The following is a 16,552-nucleotide window of genomic DNA, read 5'->3' as shown; positions in this document are numbered from 1 at the left end:
ACAGCGGACTGGTCGCGGCAGCCTGACGGCGGGATGCCGACGGCAAGTCCTCAAATGGTTGCGAGGCGTAACGCGCGGGCCATCCGGTACGTATCGGATGATGTCGATAGTTGGGCGACGCAGCACGAAACTCGCCGGAATATGGCCCACGTAGGCTAGGTGAACATCCGTGCAGCGATACGCCGCGACCCGAAACCGTACGCTGCCACGGGTAGGGAACCGCCGCCCTAGATCGCCGTCAGCCGTCCCAATTCTTCCGCCAGAAAATCGACGAACGCGCGAATCCGCGCGGACATCTGGTGCCGCTGCGCATACACCGCATAGATGTCGGCGCTCGGCGTTTCATGATCCGGCAGCACGACGACCAGCCGCCCGTCGGCGAGATAGTCGCGCAGATCCCATTCCGCGCGCATCAGGATGCCGTGCCCGTCGAGTGCCCACTTCACCGCGATCTCGCCGTCGTTCGTCGTCAGGTTGCCGTTGATCCGCACGGCTTCCGTGTGGCGGGCCGCGCCGCGTCCGCTCGTCAGGCGCCACACGCCGTAACCTTCGTCGCCTTGCCGGATGCCGATGCAGTTGTGCCGCGTCAGGTCGTGCGGCGTGCCGGGCGTCCCGTGGCGCGCGAGATACGCGGGGGCCGCGCACAGCAGCCGGCGGTTCGGCGCGAGCCGCCGCGCGACGACGCGCGTGTCGGGCGGTTCGCCGAAGCGGATGCACACGTCGAACGCGTCGTCGGTGAGCGGTGGCGGCATCACCGACAGCTGCAACTGCACCGACACCTCCGGATAGCGCGCGACGAAGCGCGAGATCGCCGGGCCGACGTGGCTGCGCCCGAACCCGAGCGTCGCATTCACGCGCAGCAGGCCTTTCGGCCGCTGCTTCGCGCTGCCGAGCAGCTCGCCGAGTTCGTCCATCTGGTCGAGGATCCGGCGTGCGTATTCGAGGTACACGTCGCCTTCGGGCGTCAGCATCATTCGCCGCGTCGTGCGATTGACGAGCGTCACGCCCGCGCGCCGCTCCATCTGCGTGAGCCGCTTGCTGACGGCCGCCGCGGTCAGCCCGAGTTCGCGCGCGGCCGCGCTCAGGCTGCCCGACGCGGCCAGCGTCGAGAAGAAGCCGAGATCGGCCGGCTGGACGGTATCCGCCATGACGGGATTCGTGAATTAAAGTTAAAGATGCTTTGAGTATAGCCCCAGTTTCTACACTCCCGGTTCGGTAAAGTGCGTTCACGCTCACGATCAATCGAGGATGTCCGCATGAAGACCTACCGTATCGCAACGATTCCCGGCGACGGCATCGGCAAGGAAGTGGTGCCGGCTGGCAAGCAGGTGCTGGAGGCGCTGGCCCGCGGCAGCGACCGCTTCGCGTTCGAGTTCGAGGATTTCGACTGGGGCGCCGATTACTACCGCCGGCATGGCGCGATGATGCCGGCCGACGGTCTTGACGCGCTGCGCGGCAAGGACGCGATCCTGTTCGGCTCCGCAGGCGACCCGGACGTGCCCGATCACGTGACGCTGTGGGGGCTGCGCCTGAAGATCTGCCAGGGCTTCGACCAGTACGCGAACGTGCGTCCGACGCGCATCCTGCCGGGCATCGACGCGCCGCTGAAGCGCTGCGGGCCGGACGACCTGAACTGGGTGATCGTGCGCGAGAACTCGGAAGGCGAATACGCGGGCGTCGGCGGCCGCGTGCACCAGGGCCATCCGATCGAGGCCGCGACCGATGTGTCGATCCTCACGCGCGCCGGCGTCGAACGCATCATGCGTTTCGCATTCCGGCTCGCGCAGTCGCGCCCACGCAAGCTGCTGACCGTCATCACGAAGAGCAATGCGCAGCGGCATGCGATGGTGATGTGGGACGAGATCGCGAAGCAGATCGCACAGGAGTTTCCCGACGTGACGTGGGACAAGGAACTCGTCGATGCGGCAACCGCGCGCATGGTCAACCGCCCGGCGTCGCTCGACACGATCGTCGCGACCAACCTGCACGCGGACATCCTCAGCGATCTTGCCGCCGCGCTCGCGGGCAGCCTCGGCATCGCGCCGACCGGCAACATCGATCCCGAGCGCCGCTATCCGTCGATGTTCGAGCCGATCCACGGCTCGGCGTTCGACATCATGGGCAAGGGGCTCGCGAATCCGGTCGGCACGTTCTGGTCGGTCGTGATGCTGCTCGAACATCTCGGCGAGACGGAAGCGGCCGCGCGCGTGATGCAGGCGATCGAGGCCGTGACGGCCGACCCGTCGCTGCATACGCGCGACCTCGGCGGCCGCGCGACGACCGCACAGGTGACGGCGGCCGTCTGCGAGCGCGTCGCGAACGCGGCGGTGGCGGCCTGACGGCGGTGCGGAGCGGGTGGCCGCGCGCGCGTGCGCAGCCACCCGGGCACCGACCGTTCGTTTTACTCACGCATTTTTTCTGCCCGCGACTCGCGCATCCGACGCGAGCCGGGCGCCGGCCGGCGCTCGCGGTCCACCGACCGACGGCGCACGGCCCGACCTCGAAGGAGGAGACACATGCAAGCGGATCTGGAAACCCGCGTCGCGCGGAAACTGATGTGGCGCATCATTCCGTTCGTGATGCTGCTTTACTTCGTCAGCTTTCTCGATCGCGTGAACGTCGGCTTCGCGGCAATGACGATGAACAACGCGATCGGCCTGTCGCCGACTGCGTTCGGATTCGGCGGCGGCCTGTTCTTCATCGGCTATTTTCTGTTCGAAGTACCAAGCAACCTGATCCTCCATCGTGTCGGCGCGCGCATCTGGATCGCGCGCGTGATGATCACGTGGGGGATCGTGTCGGCCGTGTCCGCGTTCGCGGCCGGGCCGACCAGCTTCTACGTGCTGCGTTTCCTGCTCGGCGTGGCGGAAGCCGGCTTCTTTCCCGGCATCATCCTGTACCTGAGCCTGTGGTTTCCCGCGAAGCAGCGCGCGGTGGCCGCCGCGTGGTTCATGGCGGCCGCGCCGATCTCGACCGCGATCGGCTCGCCGCTGTCGGGCGCGATCATGCAGATGCCGCCGATGTTCGGGCTCGCCGACTGGCAGATGCTGTACATCGTCGAAGCGCTGCCGGCGGTCGTGCTCGGCTTCGTCGTGCTGAAGCGCCTGACCGATGCGCCGTCGCAGGCCGCGTGGCTGCGCGCCGACGAGCGCGACTGGCTGATCGCGAAGCTGAAAGCGGAAGCGGACGCGCGCCACACGCACGCCGGGCACACGGCCGGTGCGTGGCAGGCGCTGCGCGACCCGCGCGTGCTGGCGCTCGCGCTGATCTACTTCGGCACGTCGGCGGGGCTCTATACGCTCGGGCTGTGGGCGCCGCTGATGGTCAAGCAGTTCGGCTTCACCGCGTTGCAGACGGGCCTGCTGACCGGTATCCCCAGCATTGCCGCCGTGGTCGCGATGATCGTGTGGGCGCGACATTCGGATCGCACCGGCGAGCGCACCTGGCACGTCGTGATTCCATGTGTGCTGGCGTGCATCGGGTTCGTGTTCGCGGCGCAGGCGAGTACGGCGCTGCTGACCGTGCTCGCGCTGGTCGTCGTCAACATCGGGATCAGTGCGGCGAAGGCGCCGCTGTGGGCGATGCCCAGTGCGTTCCTGTCGGGGGCCGGCGCGGCCGCGGGGATCGCGATGATCAATTCGATCGGCAATCTCGGCGGATTCGTCGGGCCGTTCGCGATCGGTTGGCTCAAGCATGCGACGGGCGGATATGCGGCGGGGTTGTACGTGGTGGCCGGCACGCTCGCGGTGTCGGCGGTCGTCACGCTGATGCTGAGCCGCAAAGGGGCGCGGGAAGCGGCCGTGCCGGGCGTGCGGCATCACTCGTGAGCGCCGCAATGTGCGCGCGGCAGGGCAGCCCGACGGGCGCGTGACGTATCCGTCCGGCTTCGTGCGCGGTGGCGCGCGATCGGCTGGCCGGAACGTCAGCGTCAGCGCATGTTCGCGTGCGGGCCGGAAGGCGCATGCGGACGCAGTCGCTACGAGGCCGTCGCCGCGACCTGCCGCGCGATGCGCGCCGCACACGCGTCGGGCGTCGCCGCGGACGTATCCAGCACCATCTCGCTGAACGGCCGCGCCGCATAGCCCTCGCGATACATCTCCGCGATCCGGTTGCGCTCCCAGTCGGTCAACGCGCGCGCGCCGCGATTCGACGCCGCGACCGCTTCGGGCGGCGCGAGCGTGACGACGAACAGGCGCGCATCACGCGCCTCGCAGGCCGCGCGCAGTCGTTCGAATTCCGCTTCGCCGATCGGATAGGCGATGACCAGATGGCGTTCGCGCGCGTTCGCGATCCGCGTGACGAGACGTTCGAGCGCAATCGCCCACTGCACGTCGAACGGTGCGTCTTCGGGCGCATCGTGATCGTCGCCGTCGATGAAGCGCGCATCGGGCAGCACGCGTGCGAGCGCGAGGCCGATCGTCGTCTTGCCGCTGTTGATCGGGCCGTTCAGGTGGATGACGGTAAGGGGGGCCATGAGTCGACGCAGAAAATCGGACGACTCGCAGCTTGCCATGACTGGCGCGGCGGCGCAGTGCCGTTGGTGCGTCACGCGGCGGGATGCGAATACGAAGGGAAAGCGGACAGGCGGGGAGCGGGGAAGCGGCAGGCTGCGTGCGCAACGATGCGCCACACGGCAGCCTGCCCGACCGTGCCGCATGCAAGCGATGCGGCACGGCGTCGAACGCAGCGACTTACTTGTCGCCGTCGCCCTTGATCTGCGGCAGCGCCGACGCTTCGCCCGGCGTCAGCAGCCCGACTTGCGAATACACGCGCAGCTTGTCGCGCGTATCGGTGATGTCGAGGTTGCGCATCGTCAGCTGGCCGATCCGGTCGCGCGGCGAGAACGTCGACGCCACCTTCTCCATCGACAGCCGTTCCGGCTGGTACGTGAGGTTCGGCGACTTCGTGCTCAGGATCGAGTAGTCGTTGCCGCGGCGCAGTTCGATCTTCACTTCGCCGGTGATCGCGCGGGCGACCCAGCGTTGCGCGGTCTCGCGCAGCATGATCGCCTGCGGGTCGAACCAGCGGCCCTGGTACAGCAGGCGGCCGAGGCGGCGGCCGTTCTCGCGGTACTGCTCGATCGTGTCCTCGTTGTGGATGCCGGTGACGAGACGCTCGTACGCGATGTACAGCAGCGCGAGGCCCGGAGCTTCGTAGATGCCGCGGCTCTTCGCCTCGATGATCCGGTTCTCGATCTGGTCGCTCATGCCGAGGCCGTGACGGCCGCCGATGCGGTTCGCTTCGAGCAGCAGCTCGACCTGATCCTTGAACTCGACGCCGTTCAGCGCGACCGGCTGGCCGGCTTCGAAGCGCACCGTCACTTCCTCGGCGGCGATCTTCACGTCGTCGCGCCAGAACGCGACGCCCATGATCGGGTTCACGATCTTGATGCCGCTTTCGAGGCTTTCCAGATCCTTCGCCTCGTGCGTCGCGCCGAGCAGGTTCGAGTCGGTCGAATACGCCTTCTCGGCCGACATCTTGTACGCGAAGCCGGCCTGGTTCATGAATTCGGACATTTCGGCGCGGCCGCCGAGTTCGTCGATGAACGTCTGGTCGAGCCACGGCTTGTAGATCTTCAGATCCGGGTTGACGAGCAGGCCGTAGCGGTAGAAGCGCTCGATGTCGTTGCCCTTGTACGTGCTGCCGTCGCCCCAGATGTTGACGCCGTCTTCCTTCATCGCGGCGACGAGCATCGTGCCCGTCACGGCGCGGCCGATCGGCGTCGTGTTGAAGTACGTGACGCCGGCGGTCGTGATGTGGAACGCGCCGCTTTGCAGCGCCGCGATGCCTTCGGCGACGAGCTGCGCGCGGCAGTCGATCAGGCGGGCGCCGGCTGCGCCGTATTCGATCGCGCGTTTCGGGATCGCGTCGTAATCGTCTTCGTCGGGCTGGCCGAGGTTCGCCGTGTATGCGTACGGGACGGCGCCCTTCAGTTTCATCCAGTGCAGCGCGGCGCTGGTGTCCAGGCCGCCGGAGAAGGCGATACCGACCTTCTGGCCGGTCGGGAGGCTTTCGAGAATCGTGCTCATAGGAATTACCGTGGATTGAAGCCGGTGGGATCGTATTTCGCGGAATATGCGAGTATCGGCTGTCCGGGAAGTTGGGGCAAGGGCTGATTTTGGTGCGGAACCGTCGTCGCGCCTGTCGCGGCGGGCCTGACGGGCGGTTAACCGGGTGGAGAACGCCGTGCGGGGCGGCGTTGCATCGCCGCCGAACACGCGCGCGGACGAACCGGCCGCGGGCCGGATTTCCGGGGCCGGATCGGTGGCCGGCCGTGCCCAGCGTCGCCGGCGCGCCGCGTCGATGTGCCGAAAGGCATATGAAAGAAAGGCGCGTGAAGCGGGCGCCTCAGATATTCCACGACCGCGCGGTATCGAGCAGCCGCTCGCGCAACTGGTCGACTTCGCCGGCCAGCTTGGCCGTGATCGACACGTAGCCGGACAACGGCGGCGGCGGCGCGTCGTGCGGCGGGTCGGCCGGCCGGCGGCGCGGCGCCAGCCGGCTCGGCGTGCCGAACTTGAGCGCGCGGCTCGCCCCGACCAGCGTGTCGCGGATGCGCCGGTTCACGCCCTTCATCTCGACGCGCATGTATTCGCGGGCCGCCACGTCGTCGCGCGCCGGCAGCGCGCTCGACAGGATCTCCAGATAACCGATGCACAGGCGCAGGCTGCGCTGGATCGCCTCGAGCTGCGCCATCGACGTCTCGCACTCCTTCGACACCGACGGCATCAGCGAGCGCAACTGCACGAGCAGCGCGCTCAGCGCGGCCATTTCCTTCAGGTGCGCGTCGTCGCTCACGTGGCGGTCGCCCGCGAGCCGCGCATGCACGGCCGCGCACGCGCGCAGCGCGTCGGCGAGCTTGTAGCGCCACGAGTAGGTCGCATAGAGCGGCAGCGCGAACGAGAACGCCAGCGCGATCGCGATGCCGACCAGCACGTTCACCGCGCGCCACAGGCCGTCGACGATCTCGTTGTCGCCGTGCCCGGCGACGATCACCATCGTGATCGCCGACAGCAGCGCGATGTAGCCGGCCTTGCCGATCGCGTGATACGCGCAGATACCGCACCCCACGGCCATCAGCAGGTAGATCGCGAACGGCGCGTGCAGGAACGAGTAGAGGAGGATCAGCCCGAGCCCCGCCAGTGCGCCGATCGACGTGCCGAGCGCGCGCTCGGCTGCCTTCTTGCGGATGTTGCCGTGATGTTGCAGCCCGCCGACGACGATCAGCACGGTGATCGTCGACCATTCGCCGTGCGGCACGCGCAGGCCGGTGGACAGCGCGATCGACACGAGAATCGCGAGCGCGACGCGCGCCGCATGGATCAGCTTCGCGTGCCGGTAGCGGCGATACGGGTCGAGCAGCGGGCGGAGCGCGTGGCGCACGAGCGGCGGCAGTCGGGTCGGGAGCGGGGCGGTCATGACGGAGTCGAGGGGGCCGGGACGCGCACGGCGGCCCGCGCGGGCCGGCGCCGCGCCGCCTGCGCAGCTGACGTAACGCTAGCCGAACGCGCGCGGGCTGTCCACGGCGGCGCCGACGGGCCGGGCGACCGGCGGCCGCGTCAGGTCACGGCGCACCTCGCGTCACGCGTCGGCCGCGCTCGACAGTGCGTCCAGCACGCGGTTGCGGCCGCCGGACTTCGCGCGGTACAGCGCCTCGTCGGCGCGCCGCAGCAGCGTCGCGGCGTTCATCCGGCCGTCGGCGGCGGTGGCCGTGCCGATGCTGGCCGTCACGCGCCCGTACGGGCTTTTCACGTGTTCGATCCCGAGCCCCGCGATCGCGCGCCGGATGCCTTCGGCGACGGTCGCCGCGCCCGGCGCGTCGGTGTCGGGCAGCGTGACGACGAATTCCTCGCCGCCGTAGCGCGCGACGTGATCGCTGTCGCGGCGCAGGCAGCGCGACAGCGATTGCGCGACCTGGCGCAGCACGTCGTCGCCGGCCGGGTGGCCGTAGTAGTCGTTGAACGCCTTGAAGTGATCGACGTCGACGAACAGCACGGACAACGGGCGGCCGCTGCGCGACGCGCGCTGGGCTTCCTTCGCGAGCACCGCATCGAACGTGCCGCGGTTGTCGAGGCCCGTCAGCGAATCGGTGTGCGCGAGCCGGTACAGCTTCGATTCCGCGTCCTGCCGGCGCTTCAGCTCGCGCGACAGCGCGAGCGAGCCCCACGCGATGAACGCCGTAAACAGGCTCATCAGCACGACGGTCCACACCGCGCGGTGCTGCCACGACGCATAGATGTCGATCTCGGCGGGCGCGACGTCGACGATCAGCGGCAGCCCGGCGAGATGCTTGTAAACATAGACGCGCCGCACGCCGTCGATGGCGCCGACCCCGCTCAGCTCGCCGTCGCGGCTGCGCTGCGCGTCGATGAACAGCGGCGAGTCGTGCAGGTCGAGGCCGACCACCCGCGTGTCGTACGGCAGGCGCGACACGAGCGTGCCGTTGTCCTCGACGATCGCCGCGCTGCCGTGCCGGCCGACCGCGAGGCCGTCGAGCAGCGCGCGGAAGTAGTCGATGCTGAGCGTGCCGACGACGATCCCGGCGAACGTGCCGTCGGGCCGGTTGATCCGGCGGCTCAGCGCGATCGTCAGCGCGCCGCCGCGCAGCCGCGACGCGTACGGCCGGCTGATGTAGAGGCCGGGGACGAGCCGGTCGCGGTGCACGGCGAAATAGTCGCGGTCGGCGAAATTGCCTTGTCGCGCGGGCGATGCGCTCGAATCGATCGCGATATTGCCGTGCGCATCCATCACGAAAATGGAGCCGAGATAGGCGCCGGTGGCCGCGCGGTCGAACAGCAGCCGGTGGCGCTGGCGCGGCGGCAATGTCATCAGTTCCGGATCGGCCACGCCGTCGACGACGTTTTGCAATGACAAATCGTAGAGTTCGATATTGCGCGCGATATCGCGTTCGATCAGCAGCATCAGGTTGCGCGCATTTTCGACCGCATGGTCATACGCGTCGCGGCGCGCCTCGATTAATAGCGACGTGGAAAGTCCCCAACTGAACATCAGCAGGACGATGCCCGCCACGAGTACGCCGCGGGGCGACAGAATGCGTGCCACGACCGACGCGGTATGGCGGCGCAGCGTGGCGGGCAGCGGGAATGACTTCATCCTCGGGGGTGGCGGGCGGCGGCTGGTCGCGTCGTTGCGGTTCCGCGCGCGGATTATTTCGAATTAAGCGTCATTATCCCGCGAATTCCTGAATTTCGCGTGCGCATGCAAAACATGCATGCGGATACGGCGATTCGAAACGGTTACGCATCATTACCGCATGGCGCGCGGGCGATTTGATTTGAATCAATGACCAGTGTCGGGCTTTTTGTCTGATTAATGGTGTATTGATCGGTCGATTTTGCGTATTGCCGCGGTATTTGGCGGATCGGGACAGGATTAGGTCGTGACGGGGAAAAACGAATATCGAATGACCCGTTCGTAATCGGGGTCTTTTGCAACGACGTGCGACCGTGGCCGCGCCGACGCGGCCAACCCGTTGATTCCGCGAAATCTCCGGCGGGGCGGCGGGCGGGGCGACCTCAGCTGTCCCCGTATCGAATCAGGTAGAATCCGCGCTTCGCCGCAGGCGCCCGCCGCGCAACGCGTATCGGGGCCGCATCGAATGCATCGCAGGACGCGCGCCGCGCTCCGATTCCGCATGCGCCGGCTACGGATGCCGGCCCGCTCAACGTTCGTCTCGTTTATGTCCGCAATTCCGAATTCCGACCAACCCGGTTCGCCCGCGAACCCACCCAAGCTTCATCGCGCGCTGAAGGCGCGCCACCTGACGATGATCGCCATCGGCGGCTCGATCGGCACGGGCCTGTTCGTCGCGTCCGGCGCGTCGATCTCGCAGGCCGGCCCCGGCGGCGCGATGGTCGCGTACATGCTGATCGGCCTGATGGTCTACTTCCTGATGACGAGCCTCGGCGAGATGGCCGCGTTCATGCCGGTGTCGGGCTCGTTCGCGACCTACGGCGCGAAATACGTCGATGAAGGCTTCGGCTTCGCGCTCGGCTGGAACTACTGGTACAACTGGGCGGTGACGATCGCGGTCGAGCTCGTCGCCGCGCAGCTCGTGATGCACTACTGGTTTCCGGACGTGCCGGGCGTGTGGTGGAGCGCGGCGTTCCTCGGCGTGATGTTCCTGCTCAATGCGCTCACCGTGCGCGGTTTCGGCGAAGCCGAATACTGGTTCGCGCTGATCAAGGTCGTCACCGTGGTCGCGTTCATCGGCGTCGGGCTGCTGATGATCTTCGGCATTCTGAAGGGCGCGCCGGCCAACGGCTGGGGCAACCTGACGATCGGCGACGCACCGTTCGCGGGCGGCCTGCCGGCGCTGATGGGCGTCGCGATGATCGCGGGCTTCTCGTTCCAGGGCACCGAGCTGATCGGCGTCGCGGCCGGCGAATCGGAAAACCCGCGTACGACGATCCCGCGCGCGGTGCGCCAGGTGTTCTGGCGCATCCTGCTGTTCTACGTGTTCGCGATCTTCGTGATCGGCGTGCTGATTCCGTATACCGACCCGAACCTGCTGAAGACGGACGTGACCGACATCGGCGTGAGCCCGTTCACGCTCGTGTTCCGTCACGCGGGCCTCGCCTTCGCGGCCGGCGTGATGAACGCGGTGATCCTGACGGCCGTGCTGTCGGCCGGCAACTCGGGCATGTACGCGTCCACGCGGATGCTCTACAACCTCGCGACCGAAGGCCGCGCGCCGAAGGTGTTCGCGAAGCTGTCGCCGGGCGGCGTGCCGCGCAACGCGCTGTACGCGACCACCGCCGTCGGCGCGCTGTGCTTCTTCACGTCGCTGTACGGCGACAAGACCGTGTACCTGTGGCTGCTGAACACGTCCGGGATGACGGGCTTCATCGCGTGGCTCGGCATCGCGGTCAGCCACTACCGGTTCCGCAAGGGCTACGTGAAGCAGGGGTATGCGCTCGACCAGTTGCCGTACCAGTCGAAGTGGTTCCCGTTCGGCCCGCTGTTCGCGTTCGTGCTGTGCCTCGTGATCGCGCTCGGCCAGGACTACCAGGCGTTCCTCGCGAACCGGATCGACTGGGCCGGCGTGGCCGCGACCTATGTCGGCATTCCGCTGTTCGTCGTCGTGTGGCTCGGCTTCCGGTTCCTGAAGAAGAGCCGGTTCGTGCGCTACGAGGACATGGAGATCGCGCCGTGGATCGCCGCGAATCGCGGCGCGCAGCGGCAGCCGGTGGCGAACCGCGAAACCGCGGGCTGAGGCCGGCGCGGCAGGCGGCCGCGCGACGGTCGACGAAACGGGAAGCCGCGCGCTTCCCGTTTTTTTTTGCCCGGCTTTTGCCTGCACGGGGTCAAAGCCGGTTATATTGCCCGACCCTACCGGGCCACGGCCCGGCCGGCGCGACAGGCGCGGCGCGGATCGGCATCCGGCGCGCGCCGCGCGGCGGCCGGCGAGCGGCCCGGCGTTTTCATCGCTCCCGCCGGGCCGGCACGGCCCGCGGAGCGCGCAACCCAGAGGAATCCATGAGCGCATCACCCGCCGAGCGGAAGGCCGGACCCGTTTCCATCGTGCGAATCGAAGCCGCGATCAACGCGTGGCGCGAAGTGTACCCGCCGGCGCCGGACGGCGAGGACGGCTACGCGCTCGACGCCGGCAGCAACTGCCTGGCCGAGCTGTACGGCACGATGATCTGCTATCAGTTGCCGGACGTGCCGCTCGACTCGCTGAGCCACGAGCAGCGCGATGCGCTGTACGCGACCGAGGGGTGATGCGGTCGACACGATGCCGCCGCGCGGCGTCGGTGAACGAACGGGAAGCCTCGCGGCTTCCCGTTTTGCTTTGCGCAGCCCCGCGCGTCGTCGCCAGCACGACGCTGCTTGCGCCGGGATCGGCGCCGGCTGAGGTATCGTGACGGGATCGGGAAGCAGGCGATCGAGGAGGCCGGTACGGATAGCCGGCGAGGGTGAGCGGTGCGGGCGCTATTCGCGCGGTGCCGGGTGAGCGTCCGTTGCCTGTCCCGGGAGGATTCGAACATGGAGTTGAGACATCTCCGCTACTTCGTCGCGGTGGCCGAAGAGCGGAATTTCACGCGGGCGGCGGAACGGCTGCATATCGCGCAACCGCCGCTGAGCCGGCAGATCCAGCAGCTCGAGGAGGCGCTCGGCGTGCCGCTGTTCGAGCGCAACGCGCGGCCGCTGAAGCTGACCGATGCCGGACGCTTCTTCTATTCGCACGCGGTGCAACTGCTCGCGCAGACGACCGAACTCGAATCGATGACGAAGCGGGTCGGCAAGATCGAGCGCAGCATGTCGGTCGGTTTCGTCGGCTCGACGCTGTACGGGATGCTGCCGAAGATCATCCGGCGCTTTCGCAGCGAATATCCGGCCGTCGAGCTGAGCCTGCACGAGATGTCGACGATGGACCAGATCAAGGCGCTCAAGGAAGGGCGCATCGACGTCGGGTTCGGGCGCATCCGCCACGAGGACCCGAGCGTGCGGCGCGTCGTGCTGCGCGAGGAGCGGATGATCGTCGCGCTGCCGGTCGGCCATGTGCTCGACAGCGCGAAACCGGTGCTGTCGCTGCACGATCTCGTCAACGACACGCTGATCATCTTTCCGAAGGCGCCGCGCCCGAGCTACGCGGACCAGGTGCTCGCGGCCTTTCACGATCGGGCGCTGCAACCGCGCCGGATCTACGAGACGCGCGAGTTGCAGATCGCGCTCGGCCTCGTCGCGATGGGCGAGGGCGTGTCGGTCGTGCCGCACAGCGTGTACGGGCTCAAGCGCGACGACATCAGCTACAAGCCGCTCGACGATCCGAACCTCGTGTCGCCGATCATCATGAGCATGCGCGCGCTCGACGAATCGGAGGACATCCGCGCGATGCAGGCGCTGATCTACCGGCTGTACGACGAGGCGCGGATGGAATATCTGCCGCCGCAGCCCGAATGAGCGCGCGGGCCGTAGCAGGCTGTTGAAAATCGCTTTTGAGTGGCATCCCAACCCCACATTCGGGGGTGCTTTACCCCTTACCCAAGTCTCGCGAGCCGCGTGTAGGACGTTTTGAGAGGTCGGCAATTTTCGGCGCGGCCCTCTCTCAACGTTTTTCAACAGCCTGGTAGGGGCTTGCTTGACGCTGCGCGCGCCGGCGGGCCACCATGCGCGGATTCGATGCGGCCGCCGACGCGCGGCCGCTTTCATGCAGACGACCGACACATGACCGATATCCTGACCGAGGAGACGACCGTCGAGACGCCGCAAGGGCGTCTCTTTGCGAAACGCTGGCGTGCGGGGCCGGCGCAGCCCGCGGCGGCGCCTGGGCCGGCCGCGCCGATCGTGCTGCTGCACGATTCGCTCGGCTGCGTCGACCTGTGGCGCGACTTCCCCGCGCAGCTCGCCCGCGCGACGCAGCGCGACGTGATCGCGTACGACCGTCTCGGTTTCGGCCGTTCTGATCGGCATCCGGGCATGCTCGGCACGACGTTCGTGCGCGACGAAGCCGACCGTGCGTTCGCCGCGGTACTCGAACAGCTCGGCGTCGACGCGTTCGTCGCGTTCGGGCACAGCGTCGGCGGCGGGATGGCGGTCGGCTGTGCGGCCGCGTACCCTGAGCGGTGTCGTGCGCTCGTGACCGTCGCCGCGCAGGCGTTCGTCGAGGATCGCACGCTGGCCGGCATTCGCGACGCGGGGCGGCAGTTCGACGAGCCGGGTCAACTCGACCGGCTCGCGCGCTATCACGGCGACAAGGCCGAATGGGTGCTGCGCGCGTGGGTCGACACGTGGCTGTCGCCGGCGTTTCGCGACTGGAATCTCGACGACGACCTGCCGCGCGTGCAGTGCGCGACGCTCGCGATTCACGGCGAAGACGACGAATACGGGTCGGACGTGCATCCGAAGCGGATCGCCGCGCGCGTCGCGGGGCCGTCGTCGTTCCTGTTGCTTGCGCGCTGCGGACACCTGCCGCACCGCGAGCGGACCGACGACGTGCTGGCCGCCGTCGCGACGTGCCTGCGCGACGCGCTCGCCTGAGCGCGCTCGCCCTCGCCGGCGGGCGCCTGCCCGCCGGTGGTCAGAACGAAAGCTGGATCGCGAGATCGATCGCCAGCAGTACGATCGAAAGCCCGATGCCGAGAATCACGTTCGGCAAGCGGTGCTCGAAATCGCGATGATCCTTGCGCATCGCGGCGCCGAGCAGGAAGATCGCCTCGACGACGATCTGCAGCCCGACGAACAGCAGCATCAGCAGATACTCGTAGCCCATCTGCTTGAACGCGACGAATTGCATCCCGTGATCGCGGATCCACTGGCCGACGCGCAGCAGTTCGTAGACGAACAGCAACGCAGGGAACAGGTAACTGATGAAGTAGGTCGGCGCGGTGGCGTGCCGTAGTTCGAGGTGGAAGTGCTGATGCGTGGTAGCCATCACAACCCTCCTTGCAACGCATGATTGCGGTCGCGACGGCGGCGCGTGTCGCGTGCGAACGACGGGATTACCCGATGCGCAGTGCGCAGCCGTACGACATCAGCATACTGCCGCGCGGGAAATTTGGCATGCGAAGTGTGGGTTCGTTGTAACAATGTGTGTGCCACGCGACGCGTTGGCTGCGTCACCGTTTCGCTTCCGCGCCTTCGATGAACAGCTTCGCGACCGACTGAAACTCCCGTTTCAGCGACAGCCCCGGCACGGTCAGCCAGCGCAGCATCGCCGCGAGATACAGGTGATGGAACCAGGTCGCGAGCTGATCGGCCCGCAGCGCGGCGTTCAGTTCGCCGGCCTGCTGCCCGGCGGCGATCAGTTGCTGCCACACCCATGCGATGTCGCTGCCGTTCTCTCCCGCACGCGCCGGTTCGGCTGAGCCGATGCTCAGGAAGCGATGCCGCAGGTACGCGAGCAGGTACGCCGGATGGTGCTCGCACCACGCGGCCGACGCGTCGAGCACGCAGCCGATGCGCGACGCAAAGGTCTTGCGCCGCGCGACGTCGTGCTGCAGATGCGCGAGATCGCGCGCGAGCTCGCCTTCGAGCCAGTGCGCGAGCACGGCTTCCTTCGTCGGAAAGTGGTTGTACAGCGTGCGTTTCGCGACATCGGCCTGCGCGGCGATCTGCTCCATCGTGACGGCATCGTAGCCGTGCGCATCGAACAGGCGCGCGCCGGTCGCGGCGAGATGCGCGAGCATCTGGATGCGTTTGCGCGCGCGGCGGCCCGGATCGTCGGTCGGAGTCGTCATGGCAGGGGATTGACTGAAAGTGTGCGGATTGCATTAGTATACGACGTGCACTTTTTTGAATCCAATCTTTTCCGCCGTGCACGAGGAGCCCCGCATGAAACTCGCCATCGCCACCTACGGCACCGAAGGCGACACGCGTCCGCTCGCGGCGCTCGGTCGCGCGCTGCTGGATGCCGGCCACGACGTCCGGCTGCTGGCCGACGCGGCGACGCTCGGCTCGGCCGCCGCGCTCGGCGTGCCGTCGGCGCCGCTGTCCGGCGATATCCGTCGCGCGATCGCGCCGGAAGGCGCGCTGGCCGATGCGGTGCGCGGGCGCGGCGGCTTCAACGATACGTCGAAGGCGCTCGCGGCGATCGCGAATGCGAACACGGCCGCATGGATGCAAGAAGTCGCGGACGCGTCGGCCGGGTGCGATGCGCTGCTCGTGTCGGGCCTCGCGTCGTTCGTCGGGCTGTCGGTCGCCGAGTATCGCCGCATACCGGCGATCGGCACGGGCATGATCCCGATCACGCCGACCGCCGAATTCGCGTCGCCGTTCCTGCCGCCGGGGAAGCTGCCGCGCTGGCTGAATCGCACGAGCCATCGGCTCGTGAATGCGCTGCTGTGGCACGCGTTCAGGAAGTCGACCAATGCGGCGCGCGCCAGCGTCTGCGGATTGCCGCCGCGCAAGCACGTGTGGACCGATCATCCGATGCTGTACGGCGTGTCGCCGGCGCTGCTGTCCAGTCCGGCCGACTGGCCGGCGAACGTGCACGCCTGCGGCCAGTGGCGGGTCGACGCGCGTGCGTGGACGCCGCCGCCCGAACTGTCGGCGTTTCTCGACGCGGGCGAGCCGCCCGTGTACATCGGGTTCGGCAGCATGGCCGGCTTCGATCGGGCGGCGCTGGCCGCCGCGCTGACGCAGGCGCTGGCCGGCCGGCGCGCGCTGTTCTATCCGGGCTGGAGCGGCATCGATGCGTCGCTGCTGCCGGCGCACGTTCGCGTGATCGGCGACACGCCGCACGACTGGCTGTTCCCGCGCGTCGCGATGGCGATGCATCACGGCGGGTCGGGCACCACGCATTCGGCGGCGCGGGCCGGCATTCCGTCGGTGGTCGTGCCGTTCGCGGGCGATCAGTTCTTCTGGGCGAACCGGCTGCAACGGCTCGGTGTCGCGGATGCGCCGGTCGCGGGGCGGCGCGTGGAGGCGGCCGCGCTGGCACGGGCGATCGCGTTTGCCGAACGCGGCGAGACGAAGGCGCGTGCGGCGGCGCTCGGCACGCGCATCGCGCAGGAGGAGGGATTGCAGCGGGCCGTCAGTGCGATCGAACGATGGGCGCGACCGCGCGCGAGGTGAGCGCGCGCCGCGG

Annotated in this window: 14 protein-coding genes; 7 read left to right on the top strand and 7 right to left on the bottom strand. The window is 68.2% G+C overall.

The window, feature by feature from the left end; genetic code table 11:
• Positions 1 to 227: 227 nt before the first annotated feature.
• A complete protein-coding gene (locus H0X91_RS28160; RefSeq protein ID WP_006490478.1) occupies positions 228 to 1,148 on the bottom strand; it encodes a LysR substrate-binding domain-containing protein in 921 nt (306 codons plus the stop codon).
• Positions 1,149 to 1,256: 108 nt separating this feature from the next.
• On the opposite strand from H0X91_RS28160, the gene H0X91_RS28155 reads away from it, so the two are divergent.
• Both H0X91_RS28155 and H0X91_RS28150 read left to right on the top strand, forming a co-directional pair.
• Complete coding sequence (locus H0X91_RS28155) at positions 1,257 to 2,339, top strand: tartrate dehydrogenase (protein WP_012493156.1); 1,083 nt, start codon at positions 1,257 to 1,259, stop codon at positions 2,337 to 2,339.
• Between the two features lie 177 nt (positions 2,340 to 2,516).
• Complete coding sequence (locus H0X91_RS28150) at positions 2,517 to 3,827, top strand: MFS transporter (RefSeq protein ID WP_196433545.1); 1,311 nt, start codon at positions 2,517 to 2,519, stop codon at positions 3,825 to 3,827.
• A 149-nt stretch (positions 3,828 to 3,976) separates the two neighbouring features.
• Here H0X91_RS28150 and H0X91_RS28145 read toward each other — a convergent pair whose 3' ends face one another.
• From H0X91_RS28145 to H0X91_RS28130, 4 genes are all read right to left on the bottom strand, one after another.
• On the bottom strand, positions 3,977 to 4,474 hold the full coding sequence (locus H0X91_RS28145) for a hypothetical protein (protein ID WP_006487487.1): 498 nt from the start codon (positions 4,472 to 4,474) through the stop codon (positions 3,977 to 3,979).
• 217 nt (positions 4,475 to 4,691) lie between these two features.
• Complete coding sequence (argG, locus tag H0X91_RS28140) at positions 4,692 to 6,029, bottom strand: argininosuccinate synthase (RefSeq protein ID WP_006496064.1); 1,338 nt, start codon at positions 6,027 to 6,029, stop codon at positions 4,692 to 4,694.
• 319 nt (positions 6,030 to 6,348) lie between these two features.
• Positions 6,349 to 7,419, bottom strand: a complete 1,071-nt coding sequence (locus H0X91_RS28135; RefSeq protein WP_012493157.1) for an FUSC family protein — start codon at positions 7,417 to 7,419, stop codon at positions 6,349 to 6,351.
• 162 nt (positions 7,420 to 7,581) lie between these two features.
• Positions 7,582 to 9,114 carry a sensor domain-containing diguanylate cyclase gene (locus H0X91_RS28130; protein WP_062885350.1) on the bottom strand — a complete coding sequence of 511 codons (1,533 nt, stop codon included), beginning with the start codon at positions 9,112 to 9,114 and terminating at the stop codon, positions 7,582 to 7,584.
• Positions 9,115 to 9,700: 586 nt separating this feature from the next.
• Between H0X91_RS28130 and H0X91_RS28125 the strand changes: the two genes are divergently transcribed.
• From H0X91_RS28125 to H0X91_RS28110, 4 genes are all read left to right on the top strand, one after another.
• The gene (locus H0X91_RS28125) at positions 9,701 to 11,236 is read left to right on the top strand and encodes an amino acid permease (protein WP_006496062.1); all 1,536 of its coding nucleotides are present in this window, start codon (positions 9,701 to 9,703) and stop codon (positions 11,234 to 11,236) included.
• 263 nt (positions 11,237 to 11,499) lie between these two features.
• Positions 11,500 to 11,745: a DUF3717 domain-containing protein gene (locus H0X91_RS28120; RefSeq protein ID WP_006482527.1), complete on the top strand. Its 246-nt coding sequence runs from the start codon at positions 11,500 to 11,502 to the stop codon at positions 11,743 to 11,745.
• 264 nt (positions 11,746 to 12,009) lie between these two features.
• On the top strand, positions 12,010 to 12,927 hold the full coding sequence (locus H0X91_RS28115; protein WP_006482538.1) for a LysR family transcriptional regulator: 918 nt from the start codon (positions 12,010 to 12,012) through the stop codon (positions 12,925 to 12,927).
• A 264-nt stretch (positions 12,928 to 13,191) separates the two neighbouring features.
• Positions 13,192 to 14,004 carry an alpha/beta fold hydrolase gene (locus tag H0X91_RS28110; RefSeq protein ID WP_105866054.1) on the top strand — a complete coding sequence of 271 codons (813 nt, stop codon included), beginning with the start codon at positions 13,192 to 13,194 and terminating at the stop codon, positions 14,002 to 14,004.
• Positions 14,005 to 14,044: 40 nt separating this feature from the next.
• On the opposite strand, the gene H0X91_RS28105 is transcribed toward H0X91_RS28110, so the two are convergent.
• Positions 14,045 to 14,398, bottom strand: a complete 354-nt coding sequence (locus H0X91_RS28105; RefSeq protein ID WP_006482519.1) for a hypothetical protein — start codon at positions 14,396 to 14,398, stop codon at positions 14,045 to 14,047.
• Between the two features lie 184 nt (positions 14,399 to 14,582).
• Positions 14,583 to 15,203 carry a TetR/AcrR family transcriptional regulator gene (locus H0X91_RS28100; RefSeq protein WP_060267787.1) on the bottom strand — a complete coding sequence of 207 codons (621 nt, stop codon included), beginning with the start codon at positions 15,201 to 15,203 and terminating at the stop codon, positions 14,583 to 14,585.
• A gap of 94 nt (positions 15,204 to 15,297) precedes the next feature.
• Between H0X91_RS28100 and H0X91_RS28095 the strand changes: the two genes are divergently transcribed.
• Positions 15,298 to 16,539 (top strand): glycosyltransferase, encoded by a 1,242-nt coding sequence (locus H0X91_RS28095; RefSeq protein ID WP_196433544.1) that lies wholly within the window; start codon positions 15,298 to 15,300, stop codon positions 16,537 to 16,539.
• The last annotated feature ends 13 nt before the right edge of the window (positions 16,540 to 16,552 follow it).

It is taken from the genome of Burkholderia sp. 9777_1386 (assembly GCF_015712265.1).
Taxonomy (GTDB): domain Bacteria; phylum Pseudomonadota; class Gammaproteobacteria; order Burkholderiales; family Burkholderiaceae; genus Burkholderia; species Burkholderia cenocepacia.
The sequence above is the reverse complement of the archived record's forward strand: the minus strand, read 5'-3'. Positions and strand labels throughout refer to the sequence as shown.

Bases quoted from the DNA above. Each gene is read 5' to 3' on its own strand.
- H0X91_RS28095 (WP_196433544.1), top strand. From the start codon at position 15,298: ATGAAACTCGCCATCGCCACCTACGGCACCGAAGGCGACACGCGTCCG.
- argG (WP_006496064.1), bottom strand. From the start codon at position 6,029: ATGAGCACGATTCTCGAAAGCCTCCCGACCGGCCAGAAGGTCGGTATC.
- H0X91_RS28100 (WP_060267787.1), bottom strand. From the start codon at position 15,203: ATGACGACTCCGACCGACGATCCGGGCCGCCGCGCGCGCAAACGCATC.
- H0X91_RS28145 (WP_006487487.1), bottom strand. From the start codon at position 4,474: ATGGCCCCCCTTACCGTCATCCACCTGAACGGCCCGATCAACAGCGGC.
- H0X91_RS28110 (WP_105866054.1), top strand. From the start codon at position 13,192: ATGACCGATATCCTGACCGAGGAGACGACCGTCGAGACGCCGCAAGGG.
- H0X91_RS28105 (WP_006482519.1), bottom strand. From the start codon at position 14,398: ATGGCTACCACGCATCAGCACTTCCACCTCGAACTACGGCACGCCACC.
- H0X91_RS28135 (WP_012493157.1), bottom strand. From the start codon at position 7,419: ATGACCGCCCCGCTCCCGACCCGACTGCCGCCGCTCGTGCGCCACGCG.
- H0X91_RS28120 (WP_006482527.1), top strand. From the start codon at position 11,500: ATGAGCGCATCACCCGCCGAGCGGAAGGCCGGACCCGTTTCCATCGTG.
- H0X91_RS28150 (WP_196433545.1), top strand. From the start codon at position 2,517: ATGCAAGCGGATCTGGAAACCCGCGTCGCGCGGAAACTGATGTGGCGC.
- H0X91_RS28125 (WP_006496062.1), top strand. From the start codon at position 9,701: ATGTCCGCAATTCCGAATTCCGACCAACCCGGTTCGCCCGCGAACCCA.
- H0X91_RS28115 (WP_006482538.1), top strand. From the start codon at position 12,010: ATGGAGTTGAGACATCTCCGCTACTTCGTCGCGGTGGCCGAAGAGCGG.
- H0X91_RS28130 (WP_062885350.1), bottom strand. From the start codon at position 9,114: ATGAAGTCATTCCCGCTGCCCGCCACGCTGCGCCGCCATACCGCGTCG.
- H0X91_RS28160 (WP_006490478.1), bottom strand. From the start codon at position 1,148: ATGGCGGATACCGTCCAGCCGGCCGATCTCGGCTTCTTCTCGACGCTG.
- H0X91_RS28155 (WP_012493156.1), top strand. From the start codon at position 1,257: ATGAAGACCTACCGTATCGCAACGATTCCCGGCGACGGCATCGGCAAG.